We start from the raw sequence: 18,170 nt of genomic DNA, 5'->3' as shown, positions 1-18,170 counted from the left end.
AGGCATGGGGTTCAGCGGACGCTTACTACTGAAAGAGCAAGTAGATTTATACTCTGTATTTTTTAATGATTTCAGATGTTTTCAAGAAAAAATATACATACAACCTAAGACCCCTAAGACTCGTAAATCCTTATTAGATCAACTTAATACGGCTAGGGTGTTTCTAGATGATTTGATAGATGAAAAAATTGTTTCCAATTTTGATAAATATTTCAATATTAATGACTTAGAACCTAATGCTATAAATCAACTTAATTTGATTGAATTTTTATATCATCAACAAGCAACGGTTTCTAAAGCTTACACGAGTCTTTTGGATGATTTTATCCGAGTTGAGAAGTTGTTAACGCGCATAATGTATCAAAGACGAATAGAGTTGTTCTATTCAGATAAACAGAGAAAGGCTTTTTATGCTAGACCAGCGTTTTCGAAACTAAATGTAGTCTTTCAGCAGTTTATCCTTATTACTATGATGAACTGTTTTTTGAAGGCAAATCACTTATTGAGGGAGTTTAGCTTAAGTCAAAGTTTTGAATTTAAAAATATTGGCTATCGGGTACATCATTTTTTGAAGGAGATGAATGGAAGTTTTCCAGAAGTGATAAGAATTGATGCGCTTCCCACTGTGGAAAATGAGCTAAAAAATTATCAGAAATCTGTACTTAAAGACTTAATAAAAAAAGAAAATGTAGAGTTTAAAAAGGCTAAAAAGCGAGAAGAATCAATCCAAAATTATCTTGAGCTTGTTTTTAAAGAAGATGTCATTGTATTAAGGTTCATATTTGAGGGAGGTTTTGTACAAGGAAGCGAGGATAAGGCGAAAGTTTTTGATTCAATGTTTCGGGATTATGTTGATAATTTGAAGCGTCGCCATACTCAAGGAGTAAAGCTTCTTGGCCATGTTGGTCTTTATGTGCCATATCGCAATGAACATTATATTGATGCCACGTTATTTTTCAAAAATGACACGAATCTAAAAGTGAATTCAGCTGATTTGATAAATGACATTTCAGAGTATTGGAGTAACTATGTAGTCAAAAAAACTGAGCAAATTCAGACCTACATCTCAAAACAGAAAAAGAATGATGATCTGGTAAATCCTTTTGATGATTTCAGTGATGTATGCCTTGTGGCAAAGTCTGTGAAAGTAATACAACTAACGGGTGAACTGAATGATGAGTATTTGGAAATTTACCCAAATCAAAAAAGAAACAAGCAATACATGATTGAGACCATTGCTAAATTTTATGCCTATGCTCCACATATTTTAATTGCTGAACTAGATTTGTCACTTATGCCGAGAAAAGACAGTTTGATTCTGGGGCGAAAAACAAAAAGTAAAAGCGAAGTTAAGTCTTCACAAAAAAGGACGAGAGACTCGAGTAAGGGCTAATAAACAGGCATCGTCGGTTGTAGAAAATAATGACAGCTCCAAGAGAGTTGCTGAGGGATATGTAAACTCTAGCTCTGCAATAGGTGACTTCAACGAGATTCAAAGAGTTATCTCTGGTCCTTTAAAACAAAATAGTGAAGAATTTAGCGAAAATATTTCTAAAGTAGATGAGAGTATTTTAAGTGATGTTGTTGAATCAGTACGTGAGCCTATTAAAACATCCAGAGAGGAAGATGAAAGCAAACCTATTGCGAAATCGGATATAAGTGAACGATCAAGGAGAGTAGTAAAGGTAGAACGTAAGCGGCAGATGAAACCAATACGAGTATCTAAATTCAAATAATGGATTATATAGGATTGCTTTTCATTAGAACCTAACTTCCGCTTCATCCCTTTCCATAAAAATAGGAAGAATTGTTGGGATTTCAATGTTTGCTATAGAAGAAGGGGTTTGGAGAAATTAGTGGTAATTTGGGGTTTAGTACTTCTGAAAATTGCTAGGATATATATTTAATATATATTATTTATCATTTACTTAAGATTATCAACTAACCTTCATCACTCCAAATGATGAAGGTTTTTTTATTGAGTTCAATGCTTACGTTCATGTGTAAAAAATACTGAGCAGTGATTCCTATGAGCTTACTCAATCATAGGAAATATACTCATGAACGAAGCACAAACCTTACTTGATATTGAACACTTCATGCTTAAGGTATCTAGAAGAAAATACCGCTGGAATGATTTCCAATTTGACTTTGATACACTTAAAATAAAAGCAATAGCTGTTCACAATCCAGACTGTAAATACAGCCCTTTAGTAGAAGCCTATTTCAATCTGCTCCCTGAAAATATTTCTTGTGAGGATCAGGAGATTTTTGAAAGTAAGAGCGTATTTCAATGCTTTCAGCGTGAGTTGGCTGAAAAGCAGGAAATCTTCTTGGATGGATTCATTGATCAGATTCGAGATAACCAAAGAAGTTTAAAAAAATATTTTAATGAGCTGTTAGATCGACATCGTAAGCTACTCTTGGTAAGAGTTGATCTGTCATACAAGGTTTTGTCACAACCGAGTATATGTAAGTTCAATCGTGATATTGAGAAGTTGGTTAGTCGCATTCAAGATAAGGATACTATTTTTAAGGATCAGGTCGGGTATGTTTATCGTCTAGAGCAGGGTGGAAAAAGCAGAGGGTATCATTGTCATCTGTTGCTGATATATAACGGTTCTTTGCGTAATCGAGATTCTTACTTAGGACAGTGCATTGGTGAATTGTGGAAAGATAAAATTACAGGAGGGTGTGGACAGTTTTATAACTGCAATCAAGCTGAGCATAAAAAGTATTATTGGGGTTTGAATCAGTTAGGTATTGGAATGATTGAAAGGCGTAACTCTAAAGAGGTAGGGAACGCGTTAAAAGCAATAGGTTATTTAGCTGATCCTGATAAAGATGATCAATACTTAAGAGCTCCTTTGAAGGGCATGCGGAAGTTTAGTAAAGGTGGCTCAGGGCGCAGATAACGGGATTCCAAAAAATCATAGATATACATCATTAACATGAACGAAGAATGTTTATTTCCCCCTGACATTCAAATCAGAGGCCTGCCATGCGGTAAGCCTTTTTTCATTTTTGAGGTATATCTTATGAGTTTAACTTGTCCTTACTGCCTATCCGATCAAGTCATCCAAGTGGTGAACCAACAAGTGGATGGAACTGAATCATCAGGTCTTGCAGCATCTGCATCGTTTGCCACCATTGGTGCATCCATCTCAAAGAGCTTACCTTTGCCTGTATCACCGTTACTTGGTGGGCTAGCAGGTGCAGTCATTGGTGGTTTATTCAGTAGTGTATTTGAAGAGCCCAAAAAGCCTGTCACCATGACCTATTACCACTGTAACCAATGTCAGCAGAACTTTCGTTGAATCAGCATAGGAGATCAAAGCAATGGCACATCAAATTGAACAAATCGCCTATGTAGGTGAAACCCCTTGGCATGGCTTAGGTAATCAACTCAGTCCGAATCAACCACTCGAAGTTTGGGCACAACAAGCAGGGATGGATTGGCTTATCGAATCATCTGATGTCAGTTATATGGCTCAGAATGAGCGTGGTCAAAGCATCATCATGCCATTTGAAGAACAGCGTGTACTGTATCGCTCAGATACCCATGCGCCGTTATCTGTGGTTAGTCAGCGTTATCAGGAAGTTCAACCAAAAGAGATTTTGGAGTTCTATCGTGATCTAACAGAACAATCGGGCTTCGAGCTTGAAACAGCAGGTGTCTTGAAGGGCGGTAAGAAGTTCTGGGCATTGGCGCGTACAGGTCAAAGTACAGCGTTGAAAGGCAAGGATGTAAGTAATGGCTATATTCTGCTGGCTTCTGCATGTGATGGAACTTTGGCAACTACAGCGCAATTTACCAGTATCCGTGTCGTGTGCAATAACACGCTTGCAATTGCTCTGAAAGGCGCAACTGCAAGTTCAGGTGTGGTCAAAGTACCGCACAGCACCAAGTTCGATGCAGAGAAAGTGAAACAGCAATTGGGTGTTTCAGTGCGTGCATGGGATGAACACATGTATGAAATGAAACAATTAAGCCAGCGTAAAGTGAGTCAGCAGGAAGCCAAAGCTTACTTTGATGCAGTATTTAACAATAGCACCATGACTATTGCAGATCCTGAGGAAAACATTATTCAGTTCTACCGTCAGGTTGCAAGCAATGCACAAACACAAAATAAAACTGAACCGAATGGAAGAGCCATGACTAAAACTTTAGAAATGTTTAATGGTCAGGGACGTGGCGCAATGCTGTCTTCAGCAAAGGATACGGCTTATGGCTTGCTATGCTCGATCACAGAGTTTGCAGATCATGAAAGACGTGCTATGAGTACAGATCACCGTTTAGATTCTGCGTGGTTCGGTGCAGGTGCAGGTCTGAAACAAAGAGGCTTAGAGCAAGCTTTGGCATTGCTTGCCTGAGATACATTTAGCCTAAGCCATATCTAACTAAATACTTTCCACCTTATATCAACCATACCCAGCTTCATGCTGGGTATAGTTTTTTTATGCCGTTCAATTTTTACAGAAATCTATATTTATAAGGATGTCGCAATGAATCAAATCATCCCAATGACACACCAGAAAGCTCCACAACCAACAATAAATCCCTTAAACACAGCTAAGCGTTCCAATACAGCCAAACGTTTGGTTAACACCAAAGATATGGCCTATCAGGATTGGCTTGAAGTCCGTAAACAAGGTATTGGCAGCAGTGATGCTGCAACAGCATGCGGTTTAAACCCCTACATGTCGATGCTCGAACTTTGGCTGATCAAAACAGGCCGTCAGACGCAGTCGATTGAAGATGAGAGCTCGGGTCTTGCACCACTGTACTGGGGCAAGCAGCTGGAACCCTTAGTCGCTGAGTATTACAGCATGCACACCAATTCCAAGGTCCGCCGTGTGAATGCTGTTCTACAGCATCCTGATCCTGACAAGCACTTTATGTTGGCAAACTTGGATTACTCCGTTGTTGGCAATGAGGAAGTGCAAATTCTTGAATGTAAAACTGCAGGGGAGCATGGAGCCAAATTATGGCGAGATGGTGTACCGCTATATGTATTGTGTCAGGTGCAGCATCAATTGGCTGTGACAGGAAAACTGGCAGCCCATGTTTGTGTATTGCTCTGTGGACATGAAACCAAAATCTTTAAGGTCACACGATCTGAATCAGTGATTGAGCACATCATCAATGCAGAACGTTATTTCTGGGAATGTGTGGAAAAGGATACACCGCCATCGGTCGATGCAAGTGCATCGGCAGCGGAAGCAATCCAAAGGCTATATCCAAGTCATGTCCCACTGACAGTTGAAGATCTATCACAGAATGAAACCGCCAATCTCATGTTTGATAAGTTGATCAAACTGAAAGAAGAGATTCAGCATAAGCAGGAGCGATTTGATGAACTTAAGCATCAGATTCAGATGATGATGAAGGATGCTGAGCGTGCAGTATTCAGCCGTGGTTCAGTGGTGTGGAAGAAAGCCAAAGATAGTGTTGGTTTGAATACACAAGCTGTCTTGAAGCATCAACCCGATTTGATTGAGCTTTACCCATTGTATAGAGCTGGAAGCAGGCGCTTCAATATTTATTTAGATTCGTCGCTTTCAGACAGGCCAGCATAAAAAATCGGCAAAGCAGCCCCTTCGCCCCATTCTCAAAAAGAACAGGGCATTGGACAGCTTTGCCAGATCAAAAGACCGATGCACAACATATTCCCCCGTGGCCATTGGTGTGTCTTGTTTTTATTCATTTTAAATTAATCGGCTAAAGGGCGGGTGCTCTATAGATTTGGCCGTTTTGTATAAAAATGCAGAAAGAGGAAAACAGCATGATTAAAGGTTTAGCAATCACGCCGCCAATGCTTGGACGAATCAGCATTGGGCGGGTAGTGGAAAAGAACGGAAAACGTCTGCCTGAAAAAGACGACCAATTCACCATAACCTCCCAAATTCAGAACAAAGAAGGATGGATTAAGCATCCGCTAGATGAGCAGCTGCGGGTCAATGTGCCAAATCAAAAGCTGCGGACGATTCCTGTCCGTATGATCTTCAATGATCCTGATCTGAACTTAAGAGCAGAGTACACCATGTTTGACCGGCAAACGGGTCGACCTGTGTGTATGGGAAATGGTGAAACCTGTCAAAGGCGAACACAGCAAGGGATAGAGAAACTGCCATGTCCCTCGCCAGATATATGTCCGTTGGCTCAGGGTGGCAACTGCAAACCTTATGGACGATTGCATGTGAACTTAGATGAGTCTGATGAATTTGGCACCTTCATTTTCAGGACAGCGGGCTTCAATAGTATCCGCACCTTGGCTGCTCGGCTGAGTTATTACCATGCGGCTTCGAATGGCTTGCTTTCATGTCTGCCATTGCAGTTGACGCTAAGAGGTAAAAGCACAACTCAGAGTTATCGCCAGCCTGTGTATTACGTGGATTTAACCTTAAAGGATGGTATTAGCTTGAATGACGCGATTGTCATGGCAAAGCAAATTGATGAGCAAAGTAAACAGGCGGGGTTCTATCAGGAGGCTTTGGACCATATTGCCAGACAAGGTTTTGCCAATGCGCATTTTGAGATGGATGGAGAGGAGGGGTTGGAGGTTGTTGAAGAGTTTTATTCGGATGATCAACAGCAGCCGAAAAGTAATGAAACCAATGCTTTTGATATACAGCAAGAGTTAAAGGGAGCAGTGACTGCATTGAATTAAGTTAGCAGGTAAAAACACACAGATGTGCCGTATCTCATGAGCGAGGAGCTCGTCAACATGAGATGAGGAAATAAACATGAATGCATTTACAGGTCAGACATTTCAGATGCAGCAGCTGATTAGCATTAAGCAGGTTGTAGAATTCGTTGGTGTGGGCCGTTCTACTATCTATGAAATGATGGATGAAAACTCCCCCTATTATGATCCAACTTTTCCAAAGAAAGTAAAGATTACCCAAAACCGAATCGGTTGGTCAGCTTTAGAGATCCATCAGTGGATTGAAAATAAGTTGGCAAGCCGTGAATAATTGGGGAGCTGATGCTCCCTTATTTTTTTGTTTTCTTGTAGACTGAAAAATGTCTTTTAGCCTAAGTGTCCGTAATGAAAACAATAGACTACTATAATAAGCATGCAGAAGAATTTATAGCTTTAACGTTTGACGTGGATATGGAAAGCCTATATCAGCCATTTTTAGCTGAGTTGCCTGAAGGTGCTCGGATTCTTGACGTTGGCTGTGGTTCAGGACGAGATACTCTGGCTTTTAAAGATAAAGGCTATCAAGTTGAAGCAATAGATTATTCTGCCGAGCTGGTTAAAAAGGCCAAGGAGCTGACCGGCATTGAAGTACGTCAACAAAGTTTTTATGAATTAAATGAGAGTGAGAAGTACGATGGTATTTGGGCTTGTGCTTCTCTTTTACACTGTGACAGAGATTTTTTGCCTGAAGTGATGGGGCACATATTCAAAGCACTAAAGCCAAATGGTGTGTGTTACATGTCTTTTAAATATGGCAAGACAGACCGTGAGAAAGACGGGCGTAGCTTTACTGATCTAAATGAGCAGCAAGCGCAGGAACTACTTAAGCAGATCGATCAAGCTTTACTGTTACAACAATGGATTACGATAGATAAACGTCCAGATCGTGATGAAGAATGGTTGAATGTACTATGGAAAAAACATGCCTGATTTTATTCCTACGGCGCAAGCGCAATTGAAATTTCTTAAAAATATCCAGCTAATTTTACAATCTGGCAGTTTTAGCAGTACTTATAAATTTGCGTTACTGATTAGTCTTAGTCGATTGGCGATTGAGAAAGGTGAGGATACAGGTGAAAGCTTAGTCCTTGAATATACAGATATTGCTGAAAAGTTTATCGAGTTGTATTGGAAGCAGGCTGTACCGTATGTGTTTAATGATGAAGGTCAGCTGATCCTAAATCAAAACAATGGCAAGCAAGCAGCCATATTGAATCGCATTATTGCCTTAAGGCAAAGCTACTCATCTCTTGGATTATTAAGACGAGATTCATTGGTGTGGCTGAAGTTAGTTAAAGATGTGGCTCGCACTGTGAGAGAAATGCCTGTCCGTTATCTGCAAAACATCAATGGTCAAAATTTTGAGTTTATATTTCAGCTTAATCAGTGCGGAAAGAAACTCATTCTTTTACCCCAAGTGATGTATTGCTTACGCCAATTTAGCGAGATTATTGAAGAGCTTTGTCAGAAACGGTGGATTGATTACATCCGAAAGAACAGCAGTAATGCACAAATTTTGAATCAATTACCGAACCTTGAACAATTCATGTTTGAACCGAGCCGAAACCAGTTGAATGCAGTTGCGAATGTGTTGGTCGAGCTACAGGACTGTAAATGCTTCTACTGTAATAAGCCAATGAAAAAAGGTAATTATGCAGTTGATCATTTCATTCCTTGGTCAATGTATCCATCGGACACGGGGCATAATTTTGTCTTGGCGGATTCAAGCTGTAATTCTAAGAAAAGTAATTTGTTGGCTTCAGATGAGTTTTTGCGTAAGTGGAAAGAACGGAATGAAGAACAGGATTTGATTATTGTGGATCGAATTTCTGTATTGGGATTTCTAACAGATATAGAACGGTCGCATAAGGTTGCGGAGTGGGCATATGCTCAGGGACGTGAAAATGGATATTCCTTCTGGCCTTTCTGAGCAAGAGTAGCAACTTAAGTCTTAAATTGATTTAAAATTAAACAATAGTTGGCAATTTTAATGAATCAAAACATAAGATTAGGATAGTATTCATTCTAATTAATAATAAATTAGCTTTTGATAAAGAGGGTATATGCAACAGGGAAATTTAGAGCAATCTTTTAGCCAGTTTCTTTTTTTAAAAGAAATTAGCCCGTTACTATTTGATGTGTTGACCCTTGCAGAGCAATATTATTATGCCGATCCAAATGCAACTTTGGTGAAGGTGCGCCAGTTTGGCGAAAACTTAATGCGTCAATTGGCGATTAATTCACAACTTGTGATTGAACCCAACTGGAATAATTTTGAAATTATTAATCAAGTTTCAGAAAAGTTAAAGTTGGATCAAGATGTTCGTTCAGCTTTCCATCGCATACGCAAGTTAGGCAATACAGGGGCACATGAAGTCACTGCATGCCATAAAGATGCCTTAGACGCTTTAATGCTAAGTTATGAGGTTGCTAAGTGGTTATATAGAACGCTCAAGAAAGTTGAAAAAGATTTTCCTAAATATCAAGCACCACAGGATCCATCACTACATGTTGAGGCGTTAAAAGCAGAAGTCTTTGCTTTAAATGAACAGCTAAAAACAACCAAAAATAATGCTTCAATTTATCAGGAATACAAAGCAAAAGTTGAGGAGCTTACAAAAGCAAATCAGCAATTATTGTCTTTAACTCAAACTGAGCAACAACGTTCAGCTTCTATCATTGCTGATTTAGAGCAGCAAGTGAAAGTATTACAGGTTAAATTTGATCAAAATCCAACAGTGATTGGAGTGTCGGGTCAACCTGCATTGGTACAAGCAGCAAAAATTGCGAGCCAATCTTTCGACCTTACTGAAGCACAAACTCGTAAATTGATTGATCAGCAGCTTCAAGATGCTGGTTGGATCGCGGATACTGAAAATTATAGATATAGCAAAGGTACACGCCCACTGCTTGGGCGAAATATGGCGATTGCTGAATATCCTCTAGAGTTAAATGGAAAAAAAGGTCAGGCAGATTATGTGTTGTTTCAAGGTCTGACTCCTGTGGCTGTAGTTGAAGCAAAACGTCGCAATATCAATCCATATGGTGCAATTGAACAAGCAGAGTTTTATGCACAAGCCTTTGATACACAGGATTTGAAGGAGTTAGATCAAAAAGCAGAGCATTTTGGACCATGGATGATAAATGGCCTAAGCTACCATATTCCATTTGTTTATTCGTGCAATGGGCGCGCAACCAATAAACGATTATTTGAACAGACTGGAATTTGGTTTAGAGACGTTAGGCGTGGCCGTAATTTACGACGTGCTTTACAAGGTTTTCATCGTGCGGAAACGTTAATTCACTGGATGCGTTTCCCAGAAGAGCAAGCTGATGAAAATCTCAAAAATACTGCAATTTTACCGTTTAATGATCGACCTTATCAGTGCGATGCAATCAAAGCGGTTGAAAATAATATTGCAAAAGGCATTCGTAAGCATCTTGTCGCAATGGCAACTGGGACAGGCAAAACACGTTTAGCCACGGGCTTGATGTACCGCTTAATCACATCTGGGCGTTTCAAAAGTATTCTGTTTTTAGTGGATCGTAATTCACTTGCGGAGCAAGCCACAGAGGCTTTTACAACTGAAGTGATTCATGGAAGTATCACCCTGTTTTCAAGTTTTAGCGATACAAAAAATTCCGCTGAATTAAACTTGCATGATTCAGTGACTATTCAGGTTGCGACTGTACAGAGCCTTGTTCATCGAATTTTTAATGCAGATGAATATGTACCGATAGATGCTTTTGATTGCATTATTGTGGACGAAGCACATCGTGGCTATACCTTAGACCGTGAAATGACTGAAGGTGAAGAAGCTGTATGGGATCAAGAAAAATATTTGTCGACATATCGTCGAGTACTTGATTATTTCGATGCACATTTAGTGGCTTTAACTGCAACACCAGCATTGCACACTGTCGATATCTTTAAAGAACCTATTTTTAATTATACCTATACACAAGCAGTTGCAGATGGTTATTTAGTCAACTACGATACGCCGATTGTATATAAAACAGCATTGGGCACATTGGGTCTAAATTATACGAAAGGATCCTCAGTCCAAATTTATAAAACAGTCACGAAGAAAGAAGAGTTGTATACCTTGCCGGATGACTTGTCTTTTGATGTGGCGGATTTCAATAGAAGTTTATTGCTAGATAGCTTTAATGAAGTGATTTGTCAGCAGATAGTAAAAGATATTAATCCATTTAGTGTTGAGAAGACTTTAATTTTCTGTGTGACTGATACACATGCAGATAAAGTAAAAAAATTGCTCGATCAATATTATGCGGAAAAATACGAGAAGTATGATGAAAAAATGGTGCGTAAGATTACAGGGAAAACACCTGCGGTCAAGGAAGTGCTTGAATCTTACAAAAAACAGGATTTCCCAAATATTGCAATTACCGTTGATTTATTAACAACAGGGATTGATGTACCTAATATCTGCAATTTAATCTTTTTACGTAAAGTCCGTTCGCGCGTATTGTTTGAGCAGATGTTAGGGCGAGGAACACGTCGAGCTGACAAGATTGGTAAGACGCATTTCCGTGTTTATGATGCAGTAGATGTATTTAAAGACCTAGATAATGTAAATAGCATGAAAATGATATCGGTGAACCCGAATATTACATTGGCAGAGTTATTTAAAGAATTTGAAGATGACACTACACGTAAAGCTGCATCAACAGTCATTGCTGATACTTTAAATCAGCGTAGCCAAGCAGATGTGATGTTAGATCAAATTTGTCAGAAGGCTATGCGTGTTTTGGTTAAAGCTGAAAAATATAAAAATGATCCGCGCCTAACGAATCTCAAAGACAGCTTGGAACAAGTTCAGCAGTTATGGAAGTGGGAATCTAAAGATTTACCAAAAGAGCTGCACAAAATGGGTGTAGAAAAGGCAGCGACATGGTTAAAAGAACATGGCAAAACTTTAAATGGTATTTTAGAGAATGTTCGTGAAGAGTTTAGATTAGCAGAAATGCAGATCATCTCTTTTGAGAAAGATAGCATGATCTATGCAGGTCAAGACCCTAACTACAAACCTTTAGAGGATTATTTGCAGCAATTCCAAAGTTTTGTGAATCAATCTGTCAATAATAATGCTGCAATGAAAGCTGTAGTGACACGCCCATCTGATTTGACTCGTGATGAATTAAAGCAAGTTGAAGCAACGCTTACACAAGCTGGATTTACCCGTGCTAAATTAAGTAAAGAGCTTGGTAATAATGAGACAAATCATTCATATGCTGCGCAGATTATTGCCTTGATCCGCCGTTCAGCGATTGGTGAAGACCTTATGCCGTTTGAGCAGCGTGTGGAAGTTGGTCTGAGAAAAATACTTAAACTCAAAGCATGGAATCCTGAACAGGAAAAATGGTTACGTCGCTTGGCTCAATTTATTGCTACTGAGTTAGTGGTTGATAAAGACAGTATACGTGAGCGTTTCTCATCACAAGGCGGGATCGAGATGCTGAATAAGGTACTGGATGATGATGCTGAAAAAATATCCAAATACATTGTGGATAGTTTCTGGAAAGCCTCTTAAACCCTACAATGCCTGAAGCCTAAATTTAACTTTTTATAGAAGCAGTAGTAAGCATGACGCAAAATGATATTGTTCAAAAACTTTGGAACCTATGTGATGTCTTAAAAGACGACGGCATCAATTACAGTGATTATGTTTCAGAGCTGGTCATGCTGCTATTTGTCAAAATGGTTGATGAACTTGATCATCAAGATTCAACGCTGGCAAACATTTATCCAGATGAATATCGTTGGGCGGAATTGCGTAAGCGCGTGAATCAGGCAAATGATTTACTCGTGTTTTATAAAGAGATGTTACTTGAGCTTTCACAAAGTCAGCATGAGTTGATTGCATCTATTTATAACAATGCACAGACGCGTTTACGTGAGCCACGTCATTTGGCTCAGCTCATTAAAGAGTTTGATAAGTTAGATTGGTTTAGCATCAAAGCTGATGGTTTGGGTGATTTGTACGAAGGTCTATTAGAAAAAAATGCGACTGAAACTAAGTCAGGTGCAGGGCAGTATTTTACGCCGCGTCCTCTAATTAATTCGATTGTTCGCTGTATGCAACCGAAAGCGGGTGAGGTGATTCAAGATCCAGCTTGTGGTACAGCAGGTTTCTTGATTGCTGCTGATGCATTTATTAAGTCTGAAACAGATGATTTGTTTGATTTAAATTTAGATCAAAAGAAATTTCAAGAAACTCGTGCTTTTGTGGGTGTAGAACTGGTGCCGAATACGCGTCGTTTGGCGCAGATGAACTGCTTACTGCACGATATAGGTGGAGAACAGGGTGCAATTAAATTAGGTAACTCATTGGGTTCTACTGGCTTTGATTTACCTGTTTCAGATGTAATTTTAGCCAATCCTCCATTTGGTACATCGAAAGGTGGTGAAGCAAGTATTACACGACAAGATTTGCCTTTTGATACATCAAATAAGCAATTGGCATTTTTACAGCATATTTATTTAAACCTAAAACCAGGTGGTCGAGCAGCAGTTGTATTACCCGATAACGTACTATTTGAAGCTGGGCAAGGTACCGCGATTCGTCAAGACCTGATTAATAAATGCAATGTACACACAATCTTGCGTTTGCCGACAGGTATTTTTTACGCAGCTGGTGTAAAAACCAATGTGCTGTTCTTTACTAAAGGGACAGAAGCGGATCCGATGCAAAAGCAGGGCTGTACTCAAGATGTGTGGGTTTATGACTTACGGACCAACATGCCAAGTTTTGGTAAACGTACGCCATTTACCGAAAGCCATTTAAAAGGCTTTGAAGCGGTTTACGGCGCAAATGCGAAAGGTCTTTCACCACGTACAGAGGGTGAATGGTCACTGACAGAAGAAAGCCAAGAGCAAACTTTAGAGAACAGCCGTTGGCGTAAGTTTAGCCGTGAATGGATTAAAGAGCAGAAGGGTGATTCTTTAGATATTTCATGGTTAAAGGACAATGATGCGGTAGATGCTGCGAATTTGCCTGAACCGCATGTGTTGGCAAGTGAAGCCATGTCTGAACTAACACAAGCTTTGGTTGAATTAGATGCTTTGATGAAGGCATTAGGTCAAACAGATGAAGCCAATACACAAAAGCAATTACTTGCGGATGCTTTATGTTTGGGTAATGAGGAACAGGCATGAGTTTAGATAATTTGCCTGTTGAGTGGTTTTTAGTTCCTTTTACGGATTTGTTGGATGTACAGGGTGGTACTCAACCTCCAAAGTCGGAATTTATAGATCAACCTAGTGTTGGATATATTAGGTTATTACAAATTAGAGATTTTGGTTCGAAACCTGTACCTACCTATATTCCCATCACAAAAAAGTTAAAAATTTGTCAAAAGGAAGATATTTTAATTGCTAGATATGGAGCTTCCTTAGGTCGTATATGTTCAGGTATGGAAGGGGCATATAACGTTGCATTAGCTAAGGTCATTACTCCATCAGGTATCGAAAAAGCTTTTTTGAAGTATTTTTTAAGATCAGACTATTTTCAAAATCCTTTGATGTTGTTATCTAGATCAGCTCAAAATGGGTTCAATAAAGATGATTTAACAAAATTTCCATTTATATTTCCACCTTTAGCCGAACAACAAGAAATCGTTCGTCAGCTTGATGTGATGCTTGCGCAAGTGGAGCAAATTAAAGCCCGTTTAGATGCCATTCCTGCCATTCTTAAAAAAATCCGTCAGTCAGTTTTGTCAGATGCTGTGAGTGGGAAGTTGACTGAGGAGTGGAGGAAGCAGAATAAGTCTTCTTATATTGATAAAACATGTTTAGAAAAAGAACACCAAGATACATGGCTTGCTAATAAAGAAACTTATTCACTTAAAGGAAAATATAAAAAACCTAATAGCGTAAATGAAGAATATTGCTTTGAAATACCACAAACTTGGTCATGGTCGAATTTGGGACAACTTTGTTGGTCTGTAAAAGATGGACCACATTTCAGCCCCAAATATTCTGATACAGGAATTCCATTTATTTCAGGCGGTAATATACGAGCAAATAAAATTGATTTTTCAAATTGTAAGTATATCTCCGAAGAGTTACATGAGGAGCTATCAAAAAGATGCAAGCCTGAATTTGGTGATTTACTATATACAAAAGGTGGAACTACAGGTATTGCCCATTTAAACAAAGAAAACAAGGACTTTAATGTTTGGGTTCATGTAGCTGTTTTAAAAATCATTAAATTAATAGATGGTAAGTATTTACAACATGCCCTTAATTCACCTCATTGTTATGAACAATCGCAGTTGTATACACATGGGGTTGGTAATCAGGATTTAGGTTTAACAAGGTTAATTCACATTACTGTTCCTGTACCCCCCCAAGAAGAACAGTTAGAAATAGTTAGATGTATTAATCATAATCACCGTTTAGCTGACAATATTGAAAATTTAGTTGAAGCAGCCCAAAAACGTGTGAATTTACTCACGCAATCTATTTTAGCCAAATCCTTTAGCGGTGAACTGACTGCCGAATGGCGTGAACAGCATCAAGACCTTATCACTGGGGTAAACAGTGCGGAAAGCTTGTTTGCTAAAATTCAGGCAGAACGGGAAGTGAGTAAGCCTGTGAAAAAAACGCGGGTGAAGAAAGAAGCTTAAAAAATTAAAACGTGCTCATGGGTGGGCACGTTTTTTGTCGTATATACGAACTAGAGAATGAACATGGAACTTGAACTGTTAAAAAAAAGATTTGATACACCAAAGTTAAATAAATATTTAGAACAATTAGATGAAACCACGGAAGGTAACTATTGGGCTTCAATTGCAGCGATTCAGGAAATTTTTCCCAATGCGGATATTTATCATGCGGGATCATCTAAGTTTGGTTATTTAGGTGTTGGCATTAAACCTGAAAGTAACGTTAGAGTTAAAGAATTTACCTTAGTTTGTTCGCTCAATGAAAATTGTGATGAAGATGGGCATTATTATATTGAATATGGTGTTATTAAAAATCTATACATGTTCATAAAAAAGCAGGATACACAAATTTCACAAGGATTTGAGCCTGTGAAAGATCAGATTGAAGATTTCAAAGATTGGTTAAAACAGATAAAAAAATATGCAATAGAATTTAAATTTAATCTAAACGGGCAAGCATTGTTACCATCAGACTACGATGACGATTTTCAGTTCACGACAGAAGAAGCCCATCAATACTTAAATAAACGTTATCAAGTTATTGAAACAGAAAAAGATAATAAAAAAGTTGTAGGCTTTAGAAATGCTCAAGGTAGAGAGTGTGCGTTAAATCTTGAGGTACAAAATCCATCAATTTTTATTGGCATAAATCCTGAAGATAATCATCAATTTGCTTTTGATTTTTTGAAAAAGAAAAATGGTGAAATTGCAAAATACTTAGAATATGAAGGAAGGCATTCTGGACTAGAAAACAATGCGCCAAGCTTATATACAGGGCATAAAGCTTTTTATATTGGCCTCAATACCTTTAAAGATTTAGAGAAGTTTTGTGATTGGTACGAACAAAGTGATGATCAGTCCTCGGCGCTTGAACATAAAGTTAAAACATTTTTAATGAGTTGGCCTGCTGAGCGATTAGCACAGCTTAGTATCGAGGATTACCATCAAGCAAAAAATATAAATTCTTTTATTGCACAGATTGATAGTTTTGACCCTACTCAAGGTGAGCCTACTTTTGCTAATTATTTTGATATGTGGGAGCCTGTTAATTTAGGTAAGGATGAGAAATATCATAATGAGAAACCATATTCATGGCATAAACGATTAGGGAGTAATGCCGAGTTAGCATTTGAAACACTCAAACAAGAAATACTCGATATTGTAGATGCTTCACAACACCGTGATTTAAATGCTATTGATCAAATTTCTTTCCCTAAGGGACTGAAATGGATGATTGCTTTCTTATATCAGGATTTCAGCAACCCTTTGATTATTCCTATTGTGACTGAAACGAATATCAAGCGTATTGGATATGCAGAATACGCAAAGAAACCATTACCAGAGTTTTTACCAATCTTGTTGGCAGGCCAAGGTACACAAGCATTTTTCCCATATGTGGAAAAACTTTTTGCAATGGTCAGAAAGGGTTATTTGGATAATAAACAAAAGAAACAACAAACTACAGAATCAGTGGAAGAAGTCATGACTCAACAACCTTTAAACCGTATTTTATTTGGTGCTGCAGGTACAGGGAAAACTTTCCACAGCATTAACCATGCATTATCCATTATTGAAAATAAGCCGCTTGAGGTTTTAGAACAAGAAGGTCGCACGGCGCTAAAAGCACGTTTTGATCAATATAAAGAGCAAGGTCAAATTAAGTTTGTTACTTTTCATCAAAGCTTTAGTTATGAAGATTTTGTGGAAGGGATACGTGCTGAAACAAATGAAGAAGGGCAGTTAAGTTATGATGTAAAAGCTGGAGTATTTAAAGAGATTTGTGATAATGCATTTAATCAAAATTTACCTCATTCAAATGTTGAAGAGGTGATGCATGATTTTTGCAAACAAGTAGCCGAACAGCCATTAAAGTTAAAAACAAAAACAGGCTTAACGTATGAAATCACATATGAAGGTGGAAAAACCCTTAAATGTTTTTTATTGGAATCGGTAAATAAAGGTACTTATAGCTTAAGCTTAGATACAATTAGAAAACTATTACATGGTATTGAACTAGGAAATTATGGGATGCCTAGTTACATCAAACCAATTGTAAGTTTGCTTTCTAACAAAATTCAATTTTCAGATGACAAAAGCCAGGATATAGGTCAGAAACCTTATGTCTTGATTATTGATGAAATTAACCGTGGCAACATTTCACGTATCTTTGGCGAGTTAATCACGTTAATTGAAGACTCAAAACGCCAAGGTGCTGAAGAACAATTATCTGTAACGTTGCCATATTCAAAAGAAGAATTTTCTGTCCCAAGTAATGTCTACATCATTGGCACAATGAACTCATCAGACCGTTCTTTAACAGGCTTGGATGTTGCGTTGCGCCGTCGCTTTACCTTTATTGAAATGCCACCAAAACCAGAGCTATTGAATGACATTGTGGTGGAAGGGCTAAATATTGGTGAGCTATTAAGGGTCATCAATCAACGTATTGAAGTACTGTTAAATCGTGATCATTGTGTTGGTCATGCTAACTTTATGAGCTTAAAGAAAGATCGTACTCTTAAGCATTTAGCTGCCATTTTTAAACAAAAAATCATTCCTCAACTGCAAGAATACTTTTTTGATGATTGGGCGAAAATCAATATGGTTTTAAATGCTAATGGAATGTTCATGCCTAAAACTGTGGTACGTTCGGAGTTATTTCCAGACATTAAAACCGAATCCGAAGACTTATTTGAAGAGCGGAAAACTTGGACAATTTTAGAGAGCGCTTTTGATTCTATTGAAACCTTTACCAAAATTATTCGTCATTGA

The 18,170-nt window shown here is 38.3% G+C and carries 13 protein-coding genes; all 13 read left to right on the top strand.

From position 1 onward, the window contains the following. Nucleotides 1-4: 4 nt before the first annotated feature. The 13 genes from MST17_RS12295 (at nucleotide 5) to MST17_RS12235 (ending at nucleotide 18,170) form a co-directional block, all read left to right on the top strand. Nucleotides 5-1,393 (top strand): hypothetical protein, encoded by a 1,389-nt coding sequence (locus MST17_RS12295; RefSeq protein WP_180026571.1) that lies wholly within the window; start codon nucleotides 5-7, stop codon nucleotides 1,391-1,393. Nucleotides 1,394-2,060: 667 nt separating this feature from the next. Further along, on the top strand, nucleotides 2,061-2,915 hold the full coding sequence (locus tag MST17_RS12290) for an inovirus-type Gp2 protein (RefSeq protein WP_180026572.1): 855 nt from the start codon (nucleotides 2,061-2,063) through the stop codon (nucleotides 2,913-2,915). A 123-nt stretch (nucleotides 2,916-3,038) separates the two neighbouring features. Next, nucleotides 3,039-3,317 carry a hypothetical protein gene (locus tag MST17_RS12285; RefSeq protein ID WP_180026573.1) on the top strand — a complete coding sequence of 93 codons (279 nt, stop codon included), beginning with the start codon at nucleotides 3,039-3,041 and terminating at the stop codon, nucleotides 3,315-3,317. Nucleotides 3,318-3,339: 22 nt separating this feature from the next. Continuing rightward, on the top strand, nucleotides 3,340-4,374 hold the full coding sequence (locus MST17_RS12280) for a DUF932 domain-containing protein (RefSeq protein ID WP_180026574.1): 1,035 nt from the start codon (nucleotides 3,340-3,342) through the stop codon (nucleotides 4,372-4,374). A gap of 132 nt (nucleotides 4,375-4,506) precedes the next feature. Beyond that, nucleotides 4,507-5,580, top strand: coding sequence for a YqaJ viral recombinase family protein (locus tag MST17_RS12275; RefSeq protein ID WP_180026575.1), 1,074 nt, complete (start codon nucleotides 4,507-4,509; stop codon nucleotides 5,578-5,580). A gap of 206 nt (nucleotides 5,581-5,786) precedes the next feature. Then, a complete protein-coding gene (locus MST17_RS12270; RefSeq protein ID WP_180026576.1) occupies nucleotides 5,787-6,671 on the top strand; it encodes a hydrolase or metal-binding protein in 885 nt (294 codons plus the stop codon). Nucleotides 6,672-6,747: 76 nt separating this feature from the next. After that, entirely contained in the window at nucleotides 6,748-6,978 is a 231-nt protein-coding gene (locus MST17_RS12265; RefSeq protein ID WP_180026577.1) for an AlpA family transcriptional regulator, read from the top strand. A 74-nt stretch (nucleotides 6,979-7,052) separates the two neighbouring features. Further along, nucleotides 7,053-7,637, top strand: a complete 585-nt coding sequence (locus tag MST17_RS12260; RefSeq protein WP_180026578.1) for a bifunctional 2-polyprenyl-6-hydroxyphenol methylase/3-demethylubiquinol 3-O-methyltransferase UbiG — start codon at nucleotides 7,053-7,055, stop codon at nucleotides 7,635-7,637. Further along, complete coding sequence (locus MST17_RS12255) at nucleotides 7,630-8,637, top strand: HNH endonuclease domain-containing protein (RefSeq protein WP_180026579.1); 1,008 nt, start codon at nucleotides 7,630-7,632, stop codon at nucleotides 8,635-8,637. Before MST17_RS12260 ends, MST17_RS12255 begins: the two co-directional genes overlap by 8 nt. A 133-nt stretch (nucleotides 8,638-8,770) precedes the next feature. After that, entirely contained in the window at nucleotides 8,771-12,262 is a 3,492-nt protein-coding gene (gene hsdR, locus MST17_RS12250; protein WP_180026580.1) for a type I restriction-modification system endonuclease, read from the top strand. A gap of 53 nt (nucleotides 12,263-12,315) precedes the next feature. Beyond that, on the top strand, nucleotides 12,316-13,887 hold the full coding sequence (locus MST17_RS12245; protein WP_180026581.1) for a type I restriction-modification system subunit M: 1,572 nt from the start codon (nucleotides 12,316-12,318) through the stop codon (nucleotides 13,885-13,887). Further along, a complete protein-coding gene (locus MST17_RS12240) occupies nucleotides 13,884-15,359 on the top strand; it encodes a restriction endonuclease subunit S (RefSeq protein WP_180026582.1) in 1,476 nt (491 codons plus the stop codon). Before MST17_RS12245 ends, MST17_RS12240 begins: the two co-directional genes overlap by 4 nt. Nucleotides 15,360-15,422: 63 nt before the next feature. Beyond that, nucleotides 15,423-18,170, top strand: coding sequence for an McrB family protein (locus tag MST17_RS12235; RefSeq protein ID WP_306669798.1), 2,748 nt, complete (start codon nucleotides 15,423-15,425; stop codon nucleotides 18,168-18,170).

The sequence above is a fragment of the Acinetobacter sp. YH16056_T genome, from assembly GCF_024605895.1.
GTDB lineage: Bacteria > Pseudomonadota > Gammaproteobacteria > Pseudomonadales > Moraxellaceae > Acinetobacter > Acinetobacter amyesii.
Note: the sequence above shows the minus strand (reverse complement) of the source record. Positions and strands in the feature narration are given on the sequence as shown.

Excerpts from the sequence above, each read along its gene's own strand:
- MST17_RS12235 (WP_306669798.1), top strand. The coding sequence starts at position 15,423 with ATGGAACTTGAACTGTTAAAAAAAAGATTTGATACACCAAAGTTAAAT.
- MST17_RS12260 (WP_180026578.1), top strand. The coding sequence starts at position 7,053 with ATGAAAACAATAGACTACTATAATAAGCATGCAGAAGAATTTATAGCT.
- MST17_RS12290 (WP_180026572.1), top strand. The coding sequence starts at position 2,061 with ATGAACGAAGCACAAACCTTACTTGATATTGAACACTTCATGCTTAAG.
- hsdR (WP_180026580.1), top strand. The coding sequence starts at position 8,771 with ATGCAACAGGGAAATTTAGAGCAATCTTTTAGCCAGTTTCTTTTTTTA.
- MST17_RS12270 (WP_180026576.1), top strand. The coding sequence starts at position 5,787 with ATGATTAAAGGTTTAGCAATCACGCCGCCAATGCTTGGACGAATCAGC.
- MST17_RS12265 (WP_180026577.1), top strand. The coding sequence starts at position 6,748 with ATGAATGCATTTACAGGTCAGACATTTCAGATGCAGCAGCTGATTAGC.
- MST17_RS12295 (WP_180026571.1), top strand. The coding sequence starts at position 5 with ATGGGGTTCAGCGGACGCTTACTACTGAAAGAGCAAGTAGATTTATAC.
- MST17_RS12255 (WP_180026579.1), top strand. The coding sequence starts at position 7,630 with ATGCCTGATTTTATTCCTACGGCGCAAGCGCAATTGAAATTTCTTAAA.
- MST17_RS12285 (WP_180026573.1), top strand. The coding sequence starts at position 3,039 with ATGAGTTTAACTTGTCCTTACTGCCTATCCGATCAAGTCATCCAAGTG.
- MST17_RS12275 (WP_180026575.1), top strand. The coding sequence starts at position 4,507 with ATGAATCAAATCATCCCAATGACACACCAGAAAGCTCCACAACCAACA.
- MST17_RS12280 (WP_180026574.1), top strand. The coding sequence starts at position 3,340 with ATGGCACATCAAATTGAACAAATCGCCTATGTAGGTGAAACCCCTTGG.
- MST17_RS12240 (WP_180026582.1), top strand. The coding sequence starts at position 13,884 with ATGAGTTTAGATAATTTGCCTGTTGAGTGGTTTTTAGTTCCTTTTACG.
- MST17_RS12245 (WP_180026581.1), top strand. The coding sequence starts at position 12,316 with ATGACGCAAAATGATATTGTTCAAAAACTTTGGAACCTATGTGATGTC.